Source organism: Pseudoclavibacter sp. CFCC 13796, assembly GCF_008831185.1.
In the GTDB taxonomy this organism is placed as follows: domain Bacteria; phylum Actinomycetota; class Actinomycetes; order Actinomycetales; family Microbacteriaceae; genus Pseudoclavibacter_A.
Window position 1 is genome coordinate 1,800,097 of the sequence record NZ_WBKD01000001.1, and the last position, 17,570, is coordinate 1,817,666.

The 17,570-nt window shown below is 68.4% G+C and carries 16 protein-coding genes and 2 pseudogenes; all 18 read right to left on the reverse strand.

Annotated features, from left to right (window positions below):
- Nucleotide 1: 1 nt before the first annotated feature.
- A complete protein-coding gene (locus F8O07_RS08085; protein ID WP_158031555.1) occupies nucleotides 2-745 on the reverse strand; it encodes a Trp biosynthesis-associated membrane protein in 744 nt (247 codons plus the stop codon).
- Nucleotides 742-2,307, reverse strand: a complete 1,566-nt coding sequence (locus F8O07_RS08090; RefSeq protein ID WP_318655643.1) for a chorismate-binding protein — start codon at nucleotides 2,305-2,307, stop codon at nucleotides 742-744. The genes F8O07_RS08085 and F8O07_RS08090 overlap by 4 nt, the downstream gene beginning before the upstream one ends.
- Entirely contained in the window at nucleotides 2,307-2,654 is a 348-nt protein-coding gene (gene hisI / locus F8O07_RS08095; protein ID WP_192496709.1) for a phosphoribosyl-AMP cyclohydrolase, read from the reverse strand. The genes F8O07_RS08090 and hisI overlap by 1 nt, the downstream gene beginning before the upstream one ends.
- Nucleotides 2,651-3,502, reverse strand: coding sequence for an imidazole glycerol phosphate synthase subunit HisF (gene hisF, locus F8O07_RS08100; RefSeq protein WP_158031558.1), 852 nt, complete (start codon nucleotides 3,500-3,502; stop codon nucleotides 2,651-2,653). Before hisF ends, hisI begins: the two co-directional genes overlap by 4 nt.
- Complete coding sequence (gene hisG, locus F8O07_RS08105) at nucleotides 3,503-4,360, reverse strand: ATP phosphoribosyltransferase (RefSeq protein WP_158031559.1); 858 nt, start codon at nucleotides 4,358-4,360, stop codon at nucleotides 3,503-3,505.
- Between the two features lie 152 nt (nucleotides 4,361-4,512).
- Nucleotides 4,513-4,776 (reverse strand): phosphoribosyl-ATP diphosphatase, encoded by a 264-nt coding sequence (locus F8O07_RS08110; RefSeq protein WP_158031560.1) that lies wholly within the window; start codon nucleotides 4,774-4,776, stop codon nucleotides 4,513-4,515.
- 98 nt (nucleotides 4,777-4,874) lie between these two features.
- A complete protein-coding gene (gene rpe, locus F8O07_RS08115; RefSeq protein ID WP_158031561.1) occupies nucleotides 4,875-5,558 on the reverse strand; it encodes a ribulose-phosphate 3-epimerase in 684 nt (227 codons plus the stop codon).
- A 62-nt stretch (nucleotides 5,559-5,620) separates the two neighbouring features.
- The gene (locus F8O07_RS08120) at nucleotides 5,621-7,003 is read right to left on the reverse strand and encodes a sugar porter family MFS transporter (protein WP_158031855.1); all 1,383 of its coding nucleotides are present in this window, start codon (nucleotides 7,001-7,003) and stop codon (nucleotides 5,621-5,623) included.
- A 145-nt stretch (nucleotides 7,004-7,148) separates the two neighbouring features.
- A complete protein-coding gene (gene rarD / locus F8O07_RS08125) occupies nucleotides 7,149-8,144 on the reverse strand; it encodes an EamA family transporter RarD (RefSeq protein ID WP_225733226.1) in 996 nt (331 codons plus the stop codon).
- Nucleotides 8,144-9,658: an RsmB/NOP family class I SAM-dependent RNA methyltransferase gene (locus tag F8O07_RS08130; protein ID WP_158031562.1), complete on the reverse strand. Its 1,515-nt coding sequence runs from the start codon at nucleotides 9,656-9,658 to the stop codon at nucleotides 8,144-8,146. The genes rarD and F8O07_RS08130 overlap by 1 nt, the downstream gene beginning before the upstream one ends.
- The gene (gene fmt / locus F8O07_RS08135; RefSeq protein WP_158031563.1) at nucleotides 9,655-10,611 is read right to left on the reverse strand and encodes a methionyl-tRNA formyltransferase; all 957 of its coding nucleotides are present in this window, start codon (nucleotides 10,609-10,611) and stop codon (nucleotides 9,655-9,657) included. The genes F8O07_RS08130 and fmt overlap by 4 nt, the downstream gene beginning before the upstream one ends.
- Before the next feature lie 102 nt (nucleotides 10,612-10,713).
- A complete protein-coding gene (locus F8O07_RS08140) occupies nucleotides 10,714-11,859 on the reverse strand; it encodes a hypothetical protein (RefSeq protein ID WP_158031564.1) in 1,146 nt (381 codons plus the stop codon).
- Nucleotides 11,860-11,995: 136 nt separating this feature from the next.
- The gene (locus F8O07_RS08145; RefSeq protein WP_158031565.1) at nucleotides 11,996-13,906 is read right to left on the reverse strand and encodes a hypothetical protein; all 1,911 of its coding nucleotides are present in this window, start codon (nucleotides 13,904-13,906) and stop codon (nucleotides 11,996-11,998) included.
- An 86-nt stretch (nucleotides 13,907-13,992) separates the two neighbouring features.
- Nucleotides 13,993-15,195: a methionine adenosyltransferase gene (metK, locus tag F8O07_RS08150; RefSeq protein WP_158031566.1), complete on the reverse strand. Its 1,203-nt coding sequence runs from the start codon at nucleotides 15,193-15,195 to the stop codon at nucleotides 13,993-13,995.
- 29 nt (nucleotides 15,196-15,224) lie between these two features.
- Entirely contained in the window at nucleotides 15,225-15,347 is a 123-nt protein-coding gene (locus tag F8O07_RS10770; protein WP_263969997.1) for a hypothetical protein, read from the reverse strand.
- Between the two features lie 55 nt (nucleotides 15,348-15,402).
- On the reverse strand, nucleotides 15,403-16,587 hold the full coding sequence (coaBC, locus tag F8O07_RS08155) for a bifunctional phosphopantothenoylcysteine decarboxylase/phosphopantothenate--cysteine ligase CoaBC (RefSeq protein ID WP_158031567.1): 1,185 nt from the start codon (nucleotides 16,585-16,587) through the stop codon (nucleotides 15,403-15,405).
- 134 nt (nucleotides 16,588-16,721) lie between these two features.
- Nucleotides 16,722-16,973 (reverse strand): annotated as a pseudogene (gene rpoZ / locus F8O07_RS08160) (DNA-directed RNA polymerase subunit omega); the annotation flags it as partial.
- A 2-nt stretch (nucleotides 16,974-16,975) separates the two neighbouring features.
- Nucleotides 16,976-17,542: pseudogene (gene gmk / locus F8O07_RS08165) on the reverse strand (guanylate kinase); the annotation flags it as partial.
- Between the last annotated feature and the right edge of the window lie 28 nt (nucleotides 17,543-17,570).

Below are 17,570 nucleotides of genomic sequence, written 5' to 3' on the forward strand. Positions count from 1 at the left end.
CTCATTGCTCTCCTCGAGGTCTCGGATTCTGTTCAAGTGTACCCGGATCGTCCGGGCCGCCGTTGAGCCTGCGCGCTCGGTCGCCAGCCCCGTCGTCGAGGTCGTCGTCGTTCTCGGTCGGGTCGATTCCCACGGAGAAGGCGTCCCAGGTCTGGGCCGACTCGGCCGCATCCACCGGGCTCGGGCCTGAGACCGACGCTGCGGTCGGCTTCTGAAAACGACGCACGGTGCGCTTCCAGCGTCCGGCGACGACGAAGACCCACACCGCATGCACCACGATCAGCGCTGCTGCGGCCAGCGCCACCCAGACCCAGCCGGTCGACGTCGGCTCGCCCACCAAAGTCGCCAGTGTGCGGGGGCCGGAGACACCGGTCGCCTCGGCCAGCTGGTTCAGGCTGACGGCCAGCGGTTCCCTCCACACGGTCTGCACCGACCAGATCGTGACCGCTCCGATCACGCCCTCGATCACCGCGAGCACCCGCGTGAGCACGACGCCGCTGAGCCCCATCACAGCCGTCACGGCCAGCGCTGTGAGGCCGTAGGCCTGCACCGCTCCGACGGCCTGCTGCCCGGTGACGTGCACGGCTCCGTGGGCCGACCCCACCGACCAGTCCAGCCATGGCTGTGATGCGGACAGGGTCAGCACCCCGGCCAGAGCCAGCCCGATGACGACGACTCCGCCCCGGCCACTTCCCCGTGATCGGGTCGGCTGCTTTGCCGTGGCCGCTGCGGGATGCTCGCTCATGCCCGACCCGTTCGCTCGCGTCGATCGGCGGCGGGTCGCACGGTGGATGCGATGGCCACGGCCCGAAGCGGAGCGGCCGCCTTGTTGCGCGACTCCTGGTACTCGCTCTCAGGCACCGAGTCAGCGACGATGCCGGCGCCGGCCTGCACCGTGGCTCGGCCGCCGCTCAGCACAGCGGTGCGGATGGCGATGGCCAGATCGGCGTTGCCGGCGAAGTCGAAGTATCCGACCACTCCCCCGTAGACGCCGCGCCCGACGGGCTCGAGGTCTTCGATGATCTCAAGCGCCCTCGGTTTGGGGGCGCCGCTGAGCGTGCCGGCCGGAAAGGTGGCCGCCAGCACGTCAACGGCGTCGACGCCTGCGCGGGTGACGCCCTCGACCGACGAGCTGATGTGCATGATGTGGCTGAACCGCTCGATGATCATGAACTCGCTGACCCGCACGCTGTGCGGCTCGCAGACTTTGAGCAGATCGTTGCGCGCAAGGTCGACGAGCATGAGATGTTCCGAGCGCTCTTTCTCATCGGCCAGCAGTTCGTCGGCCAGATGTGCGTCGCGCTCCGGGGTCGTGCCACGAGGCCGCGAGCCTGCGATCGGATGCGAGACGACGGCCCCGTCGGTCACCTTCACGAGCGCCTCGGGCGACGAGCCGACCACATGCAGCAGCTCTCCGTCGGTGCCGCGGTGCGTCTGCAGATACATGTACGGGCTGGGGTTCAGCGTGCGCAGCACCCGATACACGTCGAGCGGGTCGGCCTGCGTCTCGAGGTCGAAGCGCTGGCTGATGACCACCTGGAAGATGTCGCCTGCGACGATGTGCTGCTTGGACTGTTCCACGGCGGCGAGGAAGTCGCCTCTCTCGGTGCGGTGGGCGGCCTGCGGCTCGACGTCGAAGTCCACGTCGTCGATTGTGGCCGGCGTGGGCTCGGCGAGCTCTGCGACCAGCGAGCCCAGGGCATCCTGCGACTCCTGCCACAGTGCGTCAAGATCGCTGTCAGCGTCTACCAGCGCGTTGTGCACCAGCCAGATCGTGCCGTAGCGATGGTCGATCGCGACCAGATCGCGCACGAACGACAGGCTCACCACTGGGGCGTTCGTCTCGGGCGGGTTGCGTCGCTCGATGTGCTCGAGTTCGCGGATGGCGTCCCAGGCGACGAATCCGACCAGGCCACTGGTCAGCGGCGGGACTCCGGGCACCGGTGCGGTGCGCCAGCGGCGCACGATGGTCTGAATCGCGTCGAACGCACGCTCCGGCGTGTCGCCGCCGAATGCACGCTCGGCGCTCAGTGACTCGTCATTCCACCGCGGGCGTCCGGCGGCATCCGTCGTCAGCGTGCCATAGGACGACGCGCCGACGAACGAGAACCGCCCCCACTCGCCGGCGCTGTCGGCCGACTCCAGCAGGAACGTGCCCGGGCGCGAGTCGGCGATCTTGCGGTAGACGCCCATCGGGGTCTCAGAGTCGCCCAGGACGCGACGCACCACCGGGACGATCGCATGGCTCTGGGCGAGTTCGCGGAACCGCTCACGAGTGGTCGCGGCCGATCCGAATGCGGTGGTCATCATGACTCCTCGATCTCGCTCCACAGACGACGGCCTGTGAAGCAGGTTCGCGTGCCGGTGTGGCAGGCCGCGCCGATCTGATCGACGCGTGCGAGCAGGGTGTCGCCGTCGCAGTCGGCGTCGAGGGTGACGAGGCGCTGGGTGTGACCGCTGGTCTCGCCCTTGCGCCAGATCTGCTGTCGCGAACGCGACCAGAAGACGGTGCGTCCCTCGGCCATGGTGAGTCGCACGGTCTCGGCGTTCATCCACGCCATCATGAGCACCTCGCCGGAGTCATGCTGCTGCACGACGACGGGCACGAGCCCCTGGTCGTTGTAGCGGATGTCGTCGAGCGTGGTCATGGTCATTCCTGATTCTGAGACGCTGCTGCGGCCTGCGTCGCCTCGGTGACGGAGAAATCGGTGGTGCCCAGTCCGTCATGAGCGTCGGGCACGGCCCGCACTTCGAAGCCTGCGTCGGCCAGAGCCTGTTTAACGTCGGGGATGGCGACCTGCTGCCGGTGGAAGACGCTCGCGGCGAGAACGGCATCGGCACCTGCATGGGCGGCTTCGACGAAGTGCGCGACGGTGCCGGCGCCCCCGGAGGCGATGATCGGTGCAGCGACCAGCCCCCGCAGCCGAGCGATCAGGTCGAGGTCGAAGCCGTTCTGAGTGCCATCAGCGTCGATCGAATTGACCAGGAGCTCGCCGGCCCCCAGGTCGACGGCCCGCTGAGCCCACTCGAGTGCGTCGACGTCGGTCTCGGTGCGGCCGCCGTGCGTGGTGACCACGAAGCCGGATGCGGTACGCGGACTGCGCTTGATGTCGAGTGAGAGCACGGTCACCTGCGCACCGAATCGGTCGGCGATCTCGGTGAGCACCTCGGGACGGGCGATCGCCGCCGAGTTGATGCCGATCTTGTCGGCGCCCGACGCCAGCAGCCGAGCGACCTGGTCGACGCCGCGCACGCCCCCGCCGACGGTGAGCGGAATGAACACCTGCTCGGCGGTGCGCTGCACCACGTCATACATCGTCGCCCGGTTCTCGACCGTGGCGGTGACGTCGAGGAAGGTCACTTCGTCGGCGCCCTCGCGGTAGTAGCGCGCCGCCAGTTCGACCGGATCGCCCTCGTCGCGCAGATTCCTGAAGTTGACGCCTTTGACGACTCTGCCGTCTGCGACGTCGAGGCAGGGAATGACCCGGATCGCGAGCGTCATCTAGATTCTCGCCGTGTTCAGGGTGCTGACCAGAATGGCGCGGGCACCGGTCTTGTAGAGCTCGTCGACGGCGTCGTTGATGTGCTCACGCGGAGCCATCGCCCGCACCGCCACCCAGTCGGCGCGCGCCAGCGGCGAGACCGTCGGCGACTCAAGCCCCGGGGTGAGCCGGATGGCTGCGTCGAGCTCGGTCTTCGGCACGTCGTAGTCGAGCAGCACGTACTCGCGCGCGACGCGGACACCCTGCAGACGCTCGCTGAGCACACGTGCTTCGTCTATCAGACGGCCGTCCGTCAGAGACTGAGGTGCTCCGATGAGCACCGCGGACGACGCCAGGATGATCGGCCCGAAGATGTGCAGCCCGGCGTAGCGCAGGGTCGTGCCCGTCTCGACCACGTCTGCGACGACATCCGCCACACCGAGACGAATGGCGTTCTCGACGGCTCCGTCGAGGTGCACGAGCTTCACCGTGATGTCGTGCTGGGCGAGGAAGTCGGCCAGCAGCTTCGGGTAGCTCGTGGCGACCCGAAGACCATCGATGTCTTCGAGGGTGCTGTACTTGCCCTCAGGGCCGGCCAGACGAAACTTCGAGCGGCCGAACTGCAGGTTGTCGACCTCGGTTGCCTCGGTCTCGGAGTCGAGCAGGAAGTCACGACCGGTGATGCCCACGTCGAGCGCGCCGGCACCCACGTAGGTGGCGATGTCACGGGGGCGCAGGTAGAAGAACTCGACACCGTTGTGCTCGTCGAGCACATAGAGGTCTTTGGTGTCGCGGCGGGTCGCATACCCAGCCTGTCTCAGCATGTCGAGGGCTGCCTGACTCAGCACGCCCTTGTTCGGAATCGCTACACGCAGCACTTTCTGTCTTTCTCGAGAGACGAGGCTCAGGCTCAGACGGGGCGAACCGAGGCCTCTAATCAGGTTATCGGGGAGTGAGGTCTGGGCGCGATCCGATCACACCGGACGAAGGTGCGACCGGGTGCCGCCCGACTCGTGTCGGAGCGTCTGACTCAGAGTTCGCGGTAGACGTCTTCGAGGCTGATGCCCTTCTTGATGAGCATGACCTGCAGATGGTAGATCAGCTGGCTGGCCTCCATTGCGAGCGCCTGATCGGTCTCGTGCTCGGCGGCGAGCCACACTTCGGCGGCCTCTTCGACGATCTTCTTGCCAATGGCATGCACGCCCGCGTCGAGTTCGACGACGGTCTTCGACCCCTCAGGGCGGGTGGCGGCCTTTTCGGTCAGTTCGCTGAACAGCTCTTCAAACGTCTTCATCGTGGTCAAGCCTACCCCGTGAATCCGTCCTGTGCGCATCCCGGCGCATGCTCGGCGCAGACCGCGCTCGCCGGCTGCGAGCAGCACCGGCGACGCGGTCAGCCTCGGCGAGCCAGCTCGGCAGCGGCGCGCAGCTCGGCGATCGCGACCCGCGCATCCGCCGCGGCGAAGACGCTCGAACCCGCAACCAGCGAATCCGCACCGGCAGATACCGCGATGGCGCCCGTATGCGCGTTGACTCCCCCGTCGACCTGCAGCACCAGATCGTCGAGTCCCTGCCGATCGGCGCGTTCGCGAAGCATCCGCAGCTTTCTCGTCGTGCCCGCCTCGATGTACGACTGACCGCCGAACCCCGGTTCGACGGTCATCACGAGCACCCGGTCGAAGTATTCGAGCAGATCGATGATTGTCTCGACCGGGGTGGCCGGCTTCAGCGCGATGCCGGCCTGGGCACCGAGCGACCGCAGCGTGCGTGCCACGCTCAGAGGCGAGGTCGCGGCTTCGAGGTGAAACGTGACCGCGGATGCGCCCAGTTCGGCATAGGACGGCGCCCACCGGTCGGGGTCATCGATCATCAGATGCACGTCGAGCGGAATCGGCGAGTACTGCTGGATGTACTTCACCACAGGTGCGCCGAAGGTGAGGTTCGGCACGAAGTGGTTGTCCATCACGTCGATGTGCGCGGTGTCTGCCGTGGCGATCTGCTGCAGCGTGCCTTTCAGGTCACCGAGGTCTGCATTGAGGATGCTGGGGCTGATCTGCACGGGGCGGGTGGCGGTCATATGGTCAAGTCTAGGCTGCTGCAGCCCGGCTCAGCGTTCGCGCCGGTGCAGACGCAGACCTGTCACCGCTGTGCCGATCTGCCAGGCCGCGCGGCCACACCGCGAGCGAAGATCGCCTCGGTCTGCTCGAGCGCAGCGCCCTTCGTCTCCGGAATGCGCCGCAGCACGAAGAAGAACGAGAACAGTGCGACCAGCGCGTAGATTCCGTAGGTGGTCGGCAGCGACCACGCACCCATCGAGGGAAACGACACCGTCACCAAGAAGTTCGCCACCCACTGCGCCGCGGCAGCGAGGCCGAGCGCCCGACCGCGAATGCGGCTCGGGAAGATCTCGCCGAGCAGCACCCACACCAGCGGCCCCCACGAGGCCCCGAACCCGATCACGAAGAGGTTGGCTGCGACGAGCGCGATGACGCTCCACGGTGCCGGCAGGCTGGGTGCGCCGTTCACGTCGACCGCGAACGAGAAGCTCAGCGCCATGGCCCCCAGCGACACCGCCATCAGCACCGACCCGCTCAGCAGAATCGGCCTCCGACCCACGCGGTCCACCAGCACGATCGCGATGATCGTCACCAGCACATTCGTCACCGAGGTGATCACACTGATCGTCAGCGAGTCGCTCTCGGTGAACCCGACCGCCTTCCACAACGTGGTCGAGTAGTAGAAGATCACGTTGATGCCGACGAACTGCTGCAGCACCGACAGCACGATGCCGATCCACACGATCGGCTGCAGCCCGAGCCGGGGCCCGCGCAGCGACGCCTTCGACTGGCTGCGATCGGTGGCGATAGCCGCCTCGAGCTCGCCGATCGTGCCCTCCAGCGCACGACTCGGGGTCAGCCGCGCCAGCACCGCTCGCGCAGCCTGCTCACGACCCACCGCCACCAGATAGCGCGGCGACTCCGGCAGCACCACCGCGAGCACGCCGTAGACGGCGGCCGGAATTACGCCGACCAGCAGCATCCACCGCCAGGCCGGCATGCCGAGCCACAGCGCCTGCGACGCGCCGCCCGCCCCATGTGCCAGCAGCGAGTCAGAGAGCAGCGCCGCGAAGATGCCGAGCGTGACCGCGAGCTGCTGCAGCGACCCCAGGCCGCCGCGAATGCGCTGCGGAGCGATCTCGGCGATGTACGCCGGCGCCACCACCGACGCGATGCCCACACCGACGCCGCTCATCACCCGCCACAGAATCAGATCGGGCACGCTTATCGTGAACGCCGCACCGATCGAGCTGACGAAGAACATGATCGCGCCGATGCGCATCACCCACAGACGCCCCCAGCGGTCGGCGAGCGCACCCGCGAACATCGCCCCTGCGGCCGAGCCGAGCAGTGCGACCGCCACCACGAACCCGGTCAGCGCGTCTCCGAGAGCGAAGTGATGATTGACCGAGTCGACCGCACCGTTGATCACCGAAGAGTCGAACCCGAAGAGAAAGCCGCCCATCGCCGCGGCAGAGGCGAGTGCCACCGCCCGTCGCTGAAACCGAGGCTCGATCTCTGGCGCCGATGCGGCGGGGGCTCCGTCGCCTCGTCGCTCGCCGATCTCGCCGGTCTGGTGCTGGTTCTCGGGCAGCGGGCTCACTGGTCTGTCAGGCACGGGCTCTGAGTCTAGCAATGCGATGCCTGCGGCCCTGCATGAGGCCGTCGATGATGAGCAGCACGATCGAAGCCCAGATCAGCATGAAGCCGATCAGGCGACTCGCCGGCATGGGCTCGTGCAGCACGGTGACGCCGATGACGAACTGCAGCGTCGGGCCCAGATACTGCAGAAAGCCGATCCAGCTGAGCGGCAGTCGGCGCGATGCCGCCGCGAAGGTGATCAGCGGAACCGCCGTGACCACACCGGCCGAGGCCAGCAGCAGCGAATGGCCCAGGCCGGTGCGCCCGAAGGTGAGACCTGTTCCGACGAACTCGACCAGCAGCAGCACGACCACGGCGACCGGCAGCAGCAGCGTGGTCTCGATCGTCAGGCCGCTGATCGCGTCGACGCGCTCGCCGACCTTCGACTTGATCAGTCCGTAGAACCCGAAGCTGAACGCCAGTCCGAGTCCGATCCAGGGCATCTGCCCATAGGCCGCCACCAGCACGACCACGGCGACCGCACTCAGCGCGACGGCGATCCACTGCATCCTGCCGAGACGGTCGTGCTGAACGAACACCGCGAGCAGAATCGTCACGATCGGGTTGATGAAGTAGCCGAGCGAGGCCTCGAGCACGTGCTCGGTGGTCACCGCAATCACGTACAGCTGCCAGTTCGCATAGATCAGCAGCGCGGCGGCGGTGAGCGTCAGCAGCACACGCGCGTCGCGAAACAGCGCGATGAGATGACGCCACTGTCGGGTCGCGGTGACGAGCAGCGCGCAGAACACGGCAGAGAAGACGACGCGGGCGGCCACGAGCTCGAACGGCCCGGTCGGCGACATCAGCACGAAGTAGAGCGGCAGCGATCCCCAGATCAGATAGGTGCCGATGCCGAGCATCAGGCCGCTGCGTCGCGGCTGTCGCGACAACCGCTTCGAGCCGTCGACGCCTTCGGGCAGCGCGATGGGGCCCGTCGCCGTCTCTGGCGAGCTGTGCGGAGCCATCAGCGCCTCCTCAGCACCGAGACGAACATGCCGTCGCTCGCGTGCACATGCGGCCAGAGCTGCAGCCCTGGAGCTCCTGAGCCGACCAGAGGTCTGTCACTCGCTCCGAGACCGGACGCTGCTCCGGAGCCGAGCCCGGCCTCAGCGTCGACGAGTATGCCCGCGGTGTCGAGCACGTCGAGCGCGCCCGCGTGCCGCGACAGCAGCCCGTCGATCTGTCTGCGGGTCTCGGCCAGATGCGGCGAGCAGGTCACATAGGCGATCAGCGCCCCAGAGCGTGCCGAGGCGACGGCCGAGTCGAGCAGCCGCTGCTGCAGCACGGTGAGATCGCGCAGATCGGTCGGCTGTTTGCGCCAGCGAGACTCGGGCCGACGTCGCAGCGCTCCCAGCCCGGTGCACGGTGCGTCGATCAGCAGCCGCTGCCACTGCCCTGACACCCGTTCGAGCTCGGTGGCGCCGTCGTGCTGGTCGACGGTGACGGCGCCGAACCCGGACTCCTCCAGCGCCCGCCGCACCAGATCGGCGCGGTGCGGCACCGGCTCGTTCGCGCGCAGCGCCGCCCGCGGGTCGCGCTGAGCGGCGAGAGCGGCGAGCAGGGCGGTCTTGCCGCCGGGCCCGGCGCACAGGTCGAGCCAGCGCTCGCCCTCGTCGTCGGCGGATGCACCGGGTCGGTCGGCGCCGTCGGATGCGGCCGCGAGCGCGAGGGCCGCCAGCTGAGAGCCGACGTCCTGCACTCGCACGCCGCGTCGACACAGCTCGATCGGATCGCCGTGTTCGAGCACTGCGCCGAACGGCGACAACGGGCTCGCCGTGGTGCCCGGAATGTCAGCGCGATCGGCGACGCCCGGCAGTGCGACGAGGTTGACGGCCGGTGCGGCGTTGTCGGCGGCCAGCAGCGCTTCGAGGTCTCCGTCGCGTCCGTCGGCGGCGAGCGACTTGCGCAGGGCGCGCACGATCCACTCGGGATGCGACCAGCGCACGCTCAGGTACCGGTCGGCGGGCAGTTCGGCCTGCAGCACGCTCACCCACTCGTCGAGGCTGCGCTCGGTGAGTCGACGCATGACGGCGTTGATCAGGCCCGCAGCCTTCGCCTCGCGTGTGCGCTTCGCCAGTGACACCGTCTCATTGACCGCGGCGTGCCCGGGCACCCGCATGTGCAGCGCCTGATGGGCGCCGAGACGCAGGATGTCGCGCACGCGTCGGTCGAGTTCGCTCGCGTCGCGACGTGCGGCGCGGCTGATCAGCTCGTCGTAGAGCGCTCGCCAGCGCAGGGTGCCGTAGACGAGTTCGGTGACGAAGCCGCGGTCTCGCGGTTCGAGGCCGCTGTCTGCCAGGCGGGCCGGCAGCAGCAGGTTCGCATAGGCGTCGTTGGCGTCGACCTCTTCGAGCACGCCGAGCGCGAGCCGGCGCGGGTCGGCTCGACGCTGCTGCGGGCGGTCGCCGCCACGCTCATTGCGGTCGGAATCGTGTCGGCGGCCCTGAGGCCGGTCTGATCGGCGATCGTTCCGGCTCATGCGAACACCGCCAAAGGCTGGTCGGCCGCGGCGCCCTGCTGGCGCAGACCGTTGGCCCAGTCATGGGCCGCCATGCCGCGTCTGCCGGCGGGCTGCACCTCGAGCAGTTCGAGCCAGCCGTCGGCTGCCGCCACGAGCACACGGCGCTGCCACAGCACGACGCTGCCGGCCGGCTGAAGCGACGGCGTCTGGGCCGCCGGATCAGGTCGTCCCAGACGCAGGACCTTGCAGGTGTCGCCGTCGAGGGTCGTCCACGCTCCCGGCTCGGGCGTCGCTGCGCGCCAGCGGTCGAACACCTGAGCGACAGGCTGCGTCCAGCTCAGGCGGCCGAACTCCCGATCGAGCTTGGCGGCCACGGTCACTTCGCCTTTCTGTGCGACAGGATGCGCGGTGCCGGCGGCCAGGGAATCCGCCACGGCCACGACGCTCTCTGAGCCTTCGACGCCCATGCGCCGCAGCACCTCGCCGGCTGTCGCGTCGTCGAGACCCGCTACCGTCTGCTGCTCGTAGACGTCGCCGGCGTCGAGTTCGCTCGTCACGCCGATGACCGAGAAGCCGAGCGGGGCATCCCCCGCTGCGATCGCCCGCTGCACGGGGGCGGCGCCGCGCCAGCGCGGCAGCAGCGAGACGTGCAGGTTGATCCAGCCGTGCGCCGGCAGGTCGAGCAGGTCGTCAGGCAGAATCGCGCCGTAGGCGACGACGACCCCGAGGTCGACTGAGCCGGCGGTCTCACGGATCTCGTCGAGCGCCTCGGCGGTGATGCGCGTGGCACGGACGACGGGCAGGCCCTCGGCCTCTGCCAGCGCGGCCACAGGGCTCGGCGTCAGACGGCGGCGGCGCCCCTGCGGGGCGTCCGGGCGGGTGACCACGGCGGCGATCTCGTGGGGTGAGTCGATGATTCGGCGCAGCACGGTGGCTGCGATCTCAGGGGTTCCGGCAAAGATGATGCGCACCGCACCAGTGTACGTGGCGCGGTGCGCATCGGGTCATGCGCGCAGCGGATGCGCGTCGGCGAGCTGACCGCAGACGCCCGTGCCGCGGTCGATGCTCGTCGGTCAGGCCGGGAAGCGGCGCAGCGCGACGACCGGCCCCGTCCAGTAGTCCTGGTCGAGCACGGCTCCGCGCACGGCCACGACCTTTCCGCCGAGACGCAGCACGGTCAGCGCGATCTCTCCGAGCACGTCGTCAGAGCCCTCGTCCAGAGCCAGCGTGCCGGTCTCACCGTCGTAGTTGCCGTGCACGTGGCTGGTGATGTCGTAGTAGAGCGTATCGATCGCGCCCTGTGCTGCGGCGCGCCCCACGGCGGCGAGGTCGCGCTCGACGCGTGACCCGTCGCTCTCACCGAGGCTGCGCAGCGCCGCATCGACGGTCTCGACGTTGTAGCGAGAGAGAAAATGGCGGATGCGCTCGTCGACGGCGGCGGCCTGCAGATGGTCTGCCGCCTGCTCGATCACGGTGACGTCGCGTGCGGTGCTGTCGCTCGCCGCGAAGTGCTGTGGAAACATCTCGGCCAGCGGGCTCACGGCGAAGACCACCAGCGGCACCCGGCCTTTGGCGTCGACGCGCTGCAGCTCGGCTGCAGTGGCACGGGCCACCTCGCGGGCGTAGGCCGCGTAGTAGAGCGAGCGGTGGTTCTCGATCTTGCTCGGCCGACTCGCCCGATCTTTGCCACCATCGAGATCGGGGCTGCCGTTCGCCTCTTCGGCATCGGCCGGCCAGTCGCCCTCGGGCACGATCCGCTCGGCCCGGGTCTCCGGCGTGGCATGCCACAGCGACCAGCCCTTGGCCGAGAGCGTCAGCGCGTAGGCCTCCTGCAGCTGGCTGACCGCACGCAGCAGCGGCCCGACGGCGAATCGATTGCTCACGAAGACGGCGTCGTCGATGCGACTGGGCAGCACGAAGACGTCGCTGAAATCGGGCGAGACGAAGATGGCGAGCGATCGTGCGAGGTCAGCCCAGACGTCGTTCTCGGCGAGCACTTCGTCACGACGCGTCTGAATCGCGTCGATGACGCTCTGCGACTCACCGGCCACTTTCAGCTGCGATACGGCTTCGTCGAACAGGCTCTTCACGGCGGTCTGCGCACGTTCGCGCTCCGTCACCGTCGGCTGAGCGTCGACGTAGACCGTCACTGACGCCGGGCGCTCACCGGCGAGCTCCTGCAGAATCTCAGTGGTGGGAAGGGTGTACCGAATGGCCATGATCGCAACCTTTCACGCTGCGCGAAGCAGCGATGTTGGACGACGACGGCCGGTCACAGGTTTGCGCTGGCCGCGCATCGTGTGTGCACACCCCATGGTACCGGTCTGGCGCCCGTCGGCCACCGCGACGGTCTGATCAGCTCGTCTGCAGCATGCGCACGTCGTCGGCGTGCACCCGCAGGCGACGCTGTCGGCGCACCGGACCGGTGGTGGCGCGCACCACTGCCGCCTTCAGCGCCCGTGCCGTGGCGGCACCGACCGAGTACGGCACCCGCAGCAGCGTCACCTCTTCGAGCGTGGGCTCGCCCTCGCCAGGCTCGCTGGGCAGCAGCTGGGTCTGAATGACTTCGACGCTCTCGGGCAGCTGCGCGTCGTCGAGCGCCTCCTGTGTGCCGCCCTGGGCCGTCGAGATCGAGAAGAAGCGCACGGCCGGCGGAAACCCCAGCGCGACGCGCTGAGCCAGCTCGTCGTGGGCGAACTGCGCAGCATCCCACTGCACCAGGGCATCGGCGAGTCTGCCCTGCACGCCGGTGAGCACGACCGTGGCGTCGGATCGTGCCAGTGCAGCCGCGGCGAACCAGTGCCGCATGGCGTCTTCGCTGGCCGTCAGCCCCTCACGCGAGACGATGGAGAGCGCGTCGAGCAGCAGCACGGCTCCGTACCCGTTCGGGCACCGCGGTTCGCTGCCTGCGGTGGCCACGACGAGCGCCGGGCTCGCGCTCACCTGCTCGCGAGGCTGCTCGGCGGTGGCCACGATCACCGGCACCTCGCTGAACGCCCGACCGAGTTCGTCGGCCGTGCGCCCGGCGCCGGCCAGCTGCCGTGTGCCTTCGTCTGTGGTGACTTCGCGCTGGTAGCCGGCACGGGCCACCTGTACGAGCACCGGCCCGCTGGCCAGGGCCCGGCGCGCGATCGTATAGGCGATCTGCGGAATGCGCGCGAGTTGCAGCATGGGGTCGTCTCCCCAGATCGCGGCAGCGGGAATCACCCGCGGATGCCCCACCGGCACGCCCGGTTCGACATAGCCGATATCGACGAGACGCTGCACCGCGACCGACCGCGACGAAGAGAGGAACACCAAACGGCACCCGCTCTGCTGCTGTCGGATCAGGGCCACGTCGCGCAGATGCGCGTACGGGGCGTGCGGCTCGAGATACGAGGGGTCGCCGTCGTCGACGACGATCAGCTGCCCGAGGTGCTGGGCCGGCGCGTAGGCAGCGGCGCGCGTGGCGACGACGATGCGTGAGATCCCACCGAGCACATCGAGAAACGACCGATACCGGGTGTCGTCATCGACGGCTCCGTCGAGCCTCGCGACCGTCTCGTCGGGAAACCGTTCGACGAGCGCGCCGTGCGCCTGAACGACGTCGCGCTGGTCGGGAACCGCGACGATCGTCGACTCCCCACGCGCGAGCGCTTCGCGAACCAGGCCGACCACATCGGTGACCCAGGCAGAGACCACTCGGTTGTTCGAGATGAGGTCGCAGCCCACATGCGGCTGCTGATGCACTCGGGGATGCTCCCACGAGGCCACAGGATCGGCTGTCGACGGTGCGGTGCCGGGTGTGTCTTCGGCGACGCGTTCGCCGGCTGCGCCGGGCTCGGTCTCGTCGTCGGAGTCGACGTCTGAGCTCTGCAGAGGCTCACCGGTGAGGCGTACGGCGACCCCGGGATGCTTCGTCATCCACGTGCGTTCGGCTCTGGCATGACGTGCCGGCAGTGCGAGTCGCAGCACATCGGCTGCGGTGCCCGCCTGCCGGTCGGCCACCGCACGGGTGAGCGACCAAATCGCGGGGTCGAGCGGCGGAACGCTGCCGACCACTTTGCGAATCGGCTGCAGCTGCCCGTCATAGGAGGCGCTGGCAGTGAGCGACGTCACCCATCCGTCGAGCTGCCGACGATGGCCGAACGGCACTTTGACTCGGCTGCCGACGCGAATGCGATCAACGAGATCGTCGGGAACGGCGTACTCGAAGTCGCGATCGAGATGCGGAAGCGGTGAGTCGATGCAGACGTGCGCGATGCGGGGCGTCGCGTCTGAGGTCATGCTGTCACACTACCCGACCCTGCAGACACGACCTCGCCGTCATCCGGGGCGAGCACGTGGTGCTCTGCAGGCAGGAGTGCTCCTGTTCAGAGACCGGCGGCCTCGCGCAGCTGATCGACCTTGTCGAGACGCTCCCAAGTGAACCCGGGCTCGTCACGACCGAAGTGCCCGTAGGCGGCCGTGCGCTGGTAGACGGGCTGACGCAGTTCGAGGTTCTCGAGAATCGCCTCAGGGCGCAGGTCAAATACCTCGAGCAGCGCATCGGCGATGCGCCGATCGCTGCCGAGCGTGCCCGTGCCGAACGAGTCGGCGTAGAGTCCCACCGGACGCGCCTTGCCGATCGCGTAGGCCACCTGGATCTCAAGGCGCTTCGCCAGCCCCGCCGCGACCGCGTTCTTCGCAGCGTGGCGCAGGGCGTACGCGGCGGAGCGATCGACCTTCGACGGGTCTTTGCCGCTGAAGGCGCCCCCGCCGTGGTGAGCCGCTCCCCCATACGTGTCGACGATGATCTTGCGGCCGGTGAGCCCGGCGTCAGAACCCGGGCCGCCCTCGACGAAGCTGCCGGACGGGTTGATGTACGCCGTCATGCCCGCGGCGTCCAGCCCGCTGTCTGCGAGCACCGGGTCGATCACATGACGACGCACGGCCTCGTGGATCTCAGCGGTCGTGCGATCGGGATCATGCTGCGTCGAGACGACCACGGCATCCACCGTGCGCGGTACGGCGCCTTCATAGCCGAGCGTGACCTGGGCCTTGCCGTCCGGGCGCAGCCAGGGCAGCTCGCCGCTGTGCCGCAGCTCGGCCAGCCGACGGGTGAGCTTGTGCGCCATGGCGATCGGCGCCGGCATGAACTCGGGGGTCTCGTCGGTCGCATAGCCGAACATGATGCCCTGGTCGCCGGCACCCTGGCGATCGAACGGGTCGGTCGAGCCGAGCTCGCGCACCTCGTACGAGGTGAGCACGCCGTCGCGAATCTCCTGCGACTGCTGTCCGATCGACAGCGAGACGCCGCAGCTGCGACCGTCGAAGCCGACGTCGCTCGAGGTGTAGCCGATGCCGGTGATGACGTCGCGAACGATCTGCGGAATCTCGACGTACCCCTCGGTCTTGATCTCGCCGACGACGTGCACGAGCCCGCGGGTCGCCACCGTCTCGACGGCCGTCAGCGACTGATCGTCGACTTCGAGCAGGGCGTCGAGAATCGCGTCTGAGACCTGGTCGCAGACTTTGTCGGGGTGTCCCTCTGTGACCGACTCACTGCTGATCAGTCGCAGTTCACTCTCACTCATGCGTCGTCCTCTACATTCGTTCGTCTTGCTCAGGTTCTCGTGTGCTCGCTCATGCGCGCGCAGACGCGGCCGATCGTCGCCGTCAGATTGCTCATCATCGCTGCAGCGTCGAAGCTGCCGCGCCAGGCGATCCCGTCGCCGGGATCGAGCACACCGCAACCAGTGTGCGACACCCGGTCGCAGAACGCCAGTGTGTGTCGCCGCGCGTCAGATCGACAGGGCGACCTGATTCATCAGCACCTCGGCGACCTCGCGCTTGGGGCCGTTCACCTCGGCGACGATCTGCCCCTTGGCGTCGAGAATGGTCACGTCGGTGTCGTCAAAGCCGAAGGTCTTGCCCTCGCCGACCTCGTTGACCACCAGCAGATCGCAGCCCTTGCGCGCGATCTTGGCCCGGCCCAGCTCGAGCAGCCTCTCACCCGACGCAGTCTCGGCGGCGAAGCCGACGATCAGGTTGCTGCGCCCCGAGCGGTGCGAGATCTCACTGAGGATGTCGGGGTTGGCGATCAGCCGCAGGTTCAGCTCGCTGCCCTCCTGCGCTTTCTTCAGCTTCGCGCTGGCCGGGTCGGCAGGTCGGTAGTCGGCGATGGCGGCGGCCATGATGATGCAGTCGGCCTCGTCGGCGAGCGACTCAATCGCCTGCCGCATCGACTCGGTGTAGCGCGCCTTGATGACCTCGGCCCCACACGGGGTGTGCACGTCGAGGTGCCCGGCCACGATGATGACCTCGGCCCCGCGGGCGAGAGCCTCTTCGGCGATGGCCACGCCCTGCTTGCCCGACGAGTCGTTGCCCAGAAAGCGCACCGGATCGACGCGCTCTCGGGTGCCGCCGGCGCTGATCACGATCGTTCGGCCGACCAGGTCTTTGGGGCGCAGACTGCGTTCGACGGCCTCGGCGATGATCTCGGGTTCGACCATGCGGCCGATGCCCTGATCGTCACCCGTGAGCTGACCGACGTCTGGCCCGAGAATGCTCACTCCCCGATCGCGCAGAGACTGGATGTTGGCCTGCGTCGCCGGGTGCCGCCACATCTGCGAGTGCATGGCCGGAACGAAGATGACCGGCGCCTCGGCGACCAGCAGCGACGAGGTGAGCAGGTCGTCCGCCTGGCCCTGCACGGCGCGTGCGATGAGGTCGGCCGTCGCCGGGGCGACCACGACGAGATCGGCCTGCTCGCCGATCGAGACGTGACGCACCCGCGACACCTCGTCGAACAGCTCGGTCGAGACCGGGTTGCGCGAGATCGCCTCCCACGTCGGCAGGCCCACGAAGCGCAGCGCGTTCGCAGTCGGCACGACGTGCACGTCATGGCCGGCCTTCACCAGCAGACGAACAGCCTGCACGGCCTTGTACGCGGCGATGCCGCCGGCCACGCCGAAGAGGATGCGCACGGTGGTTAGTTCGCGGTGGTGTCGGCGGCAGCCGAATCAGCGGAGTCAGCGGTGCTGTCGAGCGCCTCGCCGGCGACCGCGTCTGCGGCCGCTGCGTCGAGGGCGGCCTGCTTGGCCGCAGCCTCTTCGGCCGGGTCGATCTTGGTGAGCTCGAGCTTGTCTTCGGCGATCTCGCGCAGGGCGATCGAGAGCGACTCGTCTTCGACGTTCGCGTCGACCAGCGGGCCGACGTTGTTGAACAGGCTGCCGTCATGCAGATCTGAGTAGTAGTCGTTGATCTGGCGCGCCCGCTTCGAGGCGAAGATCACCAGCCCGAACTTCGAGTCGACGCGCTTCAGCAGCTCGTCGATGGGCGGGTTGATGATGCCTTCGTACGTGTTTGCCATATTCAGCGGGTCTCCTTCTGGGGATGAATTCCCATCAAGTGTACGACTTCGTTCGCGGCGCGTGCCACGGAGTCGTTCACAACTTCGTCATCGAACTCGCTTCGTGCGTCGAGTTCGACCTTTGCGGTCTCAAGTCTGCGCCGCTGCTCCTCGGCGGTCTCGGTGCCACGCCCGACGAGGCGTCGCACCAGTTCGTCCCACGACGGAGGCGAAAGAAAGACGAGGCGGGCGTCAGGCGCGTTGCGACGCACTTGGCGTGCACCCTGCAGATCGATCTCGAGCAGCACGGGTCGGCCAGCGGCGAGCGCTTTGCGCACGGGGGCCTCGGGCGTGCCATAGCGGTAGGAGTTGTGCACGGTGGCGTACTCGAGCAGCTCGTGCTGCGCGATCATGCGATCGAACTCGGCGTCGTCGACGAAGTAGTAGTGCACCCCGTCGATCTCGCCCGGCCGCGGCTTGCGCGTGGTCGCCGACACCGACAGACACACCTGCGGGCAGTGCTCGCGAATGTAGGCGGCGACGGTGCCCTTGCCGACGGCGGTGGGGCCGGCGAGCACCGTCAGTCGCGCAGGGGTGATCTCGGATTCTGCAGCGGTG

What these genes read in the sequence shown, in the direction of transcription:
- F8O07_RS08090 (WP_318655643.1), bottom strand. Translation starts at nt 2,307, where the DNA reads ATGACCACCGCATTCGGATCGGCCGCGACCACTCGTGAGCGGTTCCGC.
- F8O07_RS08120 (WP_158031855.1), bottom strand. Translation starts at nt 7,003, where the DNA reads ATGGGCGGCTTTCTCTTCGGGTTCGACTCTTCGGTGATCAACGGTGCG.
- metK (WP_158031566.1), bottom strand. Translation starts at nt 15,195, where the DNA reads ATGAGTGAGAGTGAACTGCGACTGATCAGCAGTGAGTCGGTCACAGAG.
- rarD (WP_225733226.1), bottom strand. Translation starts at nt 8,144, where the DNA reads ATGGCTCCGCACAGCTCGCCAGAGACGGCGACGGGCCCCATCGCGCTG.
- hisI (WP_192496709.1), bottom strand. Translation starts at nt 2,654, where the DNA reads ATGACCATGACCACGCTCGACGACATCCGCTACAACGACCAGGGGCTC.
- F8O07_RS08130 (WP_158031562.1), bottom strand. Translation starts at nt 9,658, where the DNA reads ATGAGCCGGAACGATCGCCGATCAGACCGGCCTCAGGGCCGCCGACAC.
- hisF (WP_158031558.1), bottom strand. Translation starts at nt 3,502, where the DNA reads ATGACGCTCGCGATCCGGGTCATTCCCTGCCTCGACGTCGCAGACGGC.
- rpe (WP_158031561.1), bottom strand. Translation starts at nt 5,558, where the DNA reads ATGACCGCCACCCGCCCCGTGCAGATCAGCCCCAGCATCCTCAATGCA.
- F8O07_RS08145 (WP_158031565.1), bottom strand. Translation starts at nt 13,906, where the DNA reads ATGACCTCAGACGCGACGCCCCGCATCGCGCACGTCTGCATCGACTCA.
- F8O07_RS08140 (WP_158031564.1), bottom strand. Translation starts at nt 11,859, where the DNA reads ATGGCCATTCGGTACACCCTTCCCACCACTGAGATTCTGCAGGAGCTC.
- F8O07_RS08085 (WP_158031555.1), bottom strand. Translation starts at nt 745, where the DNA reads ATGAGCGAGCATCCCGCAGCGGCCACGGCAAAGCAGCCGACCCGATCA.
- F8O07_RS08110 (WP_158031560.1), bottom strand. Translation starts at nt 4,776, where the DNA reads ATGAAGACGTTTGAAGAGCTGTTCAGCGAACTGACCGAAAAGGCCGCC.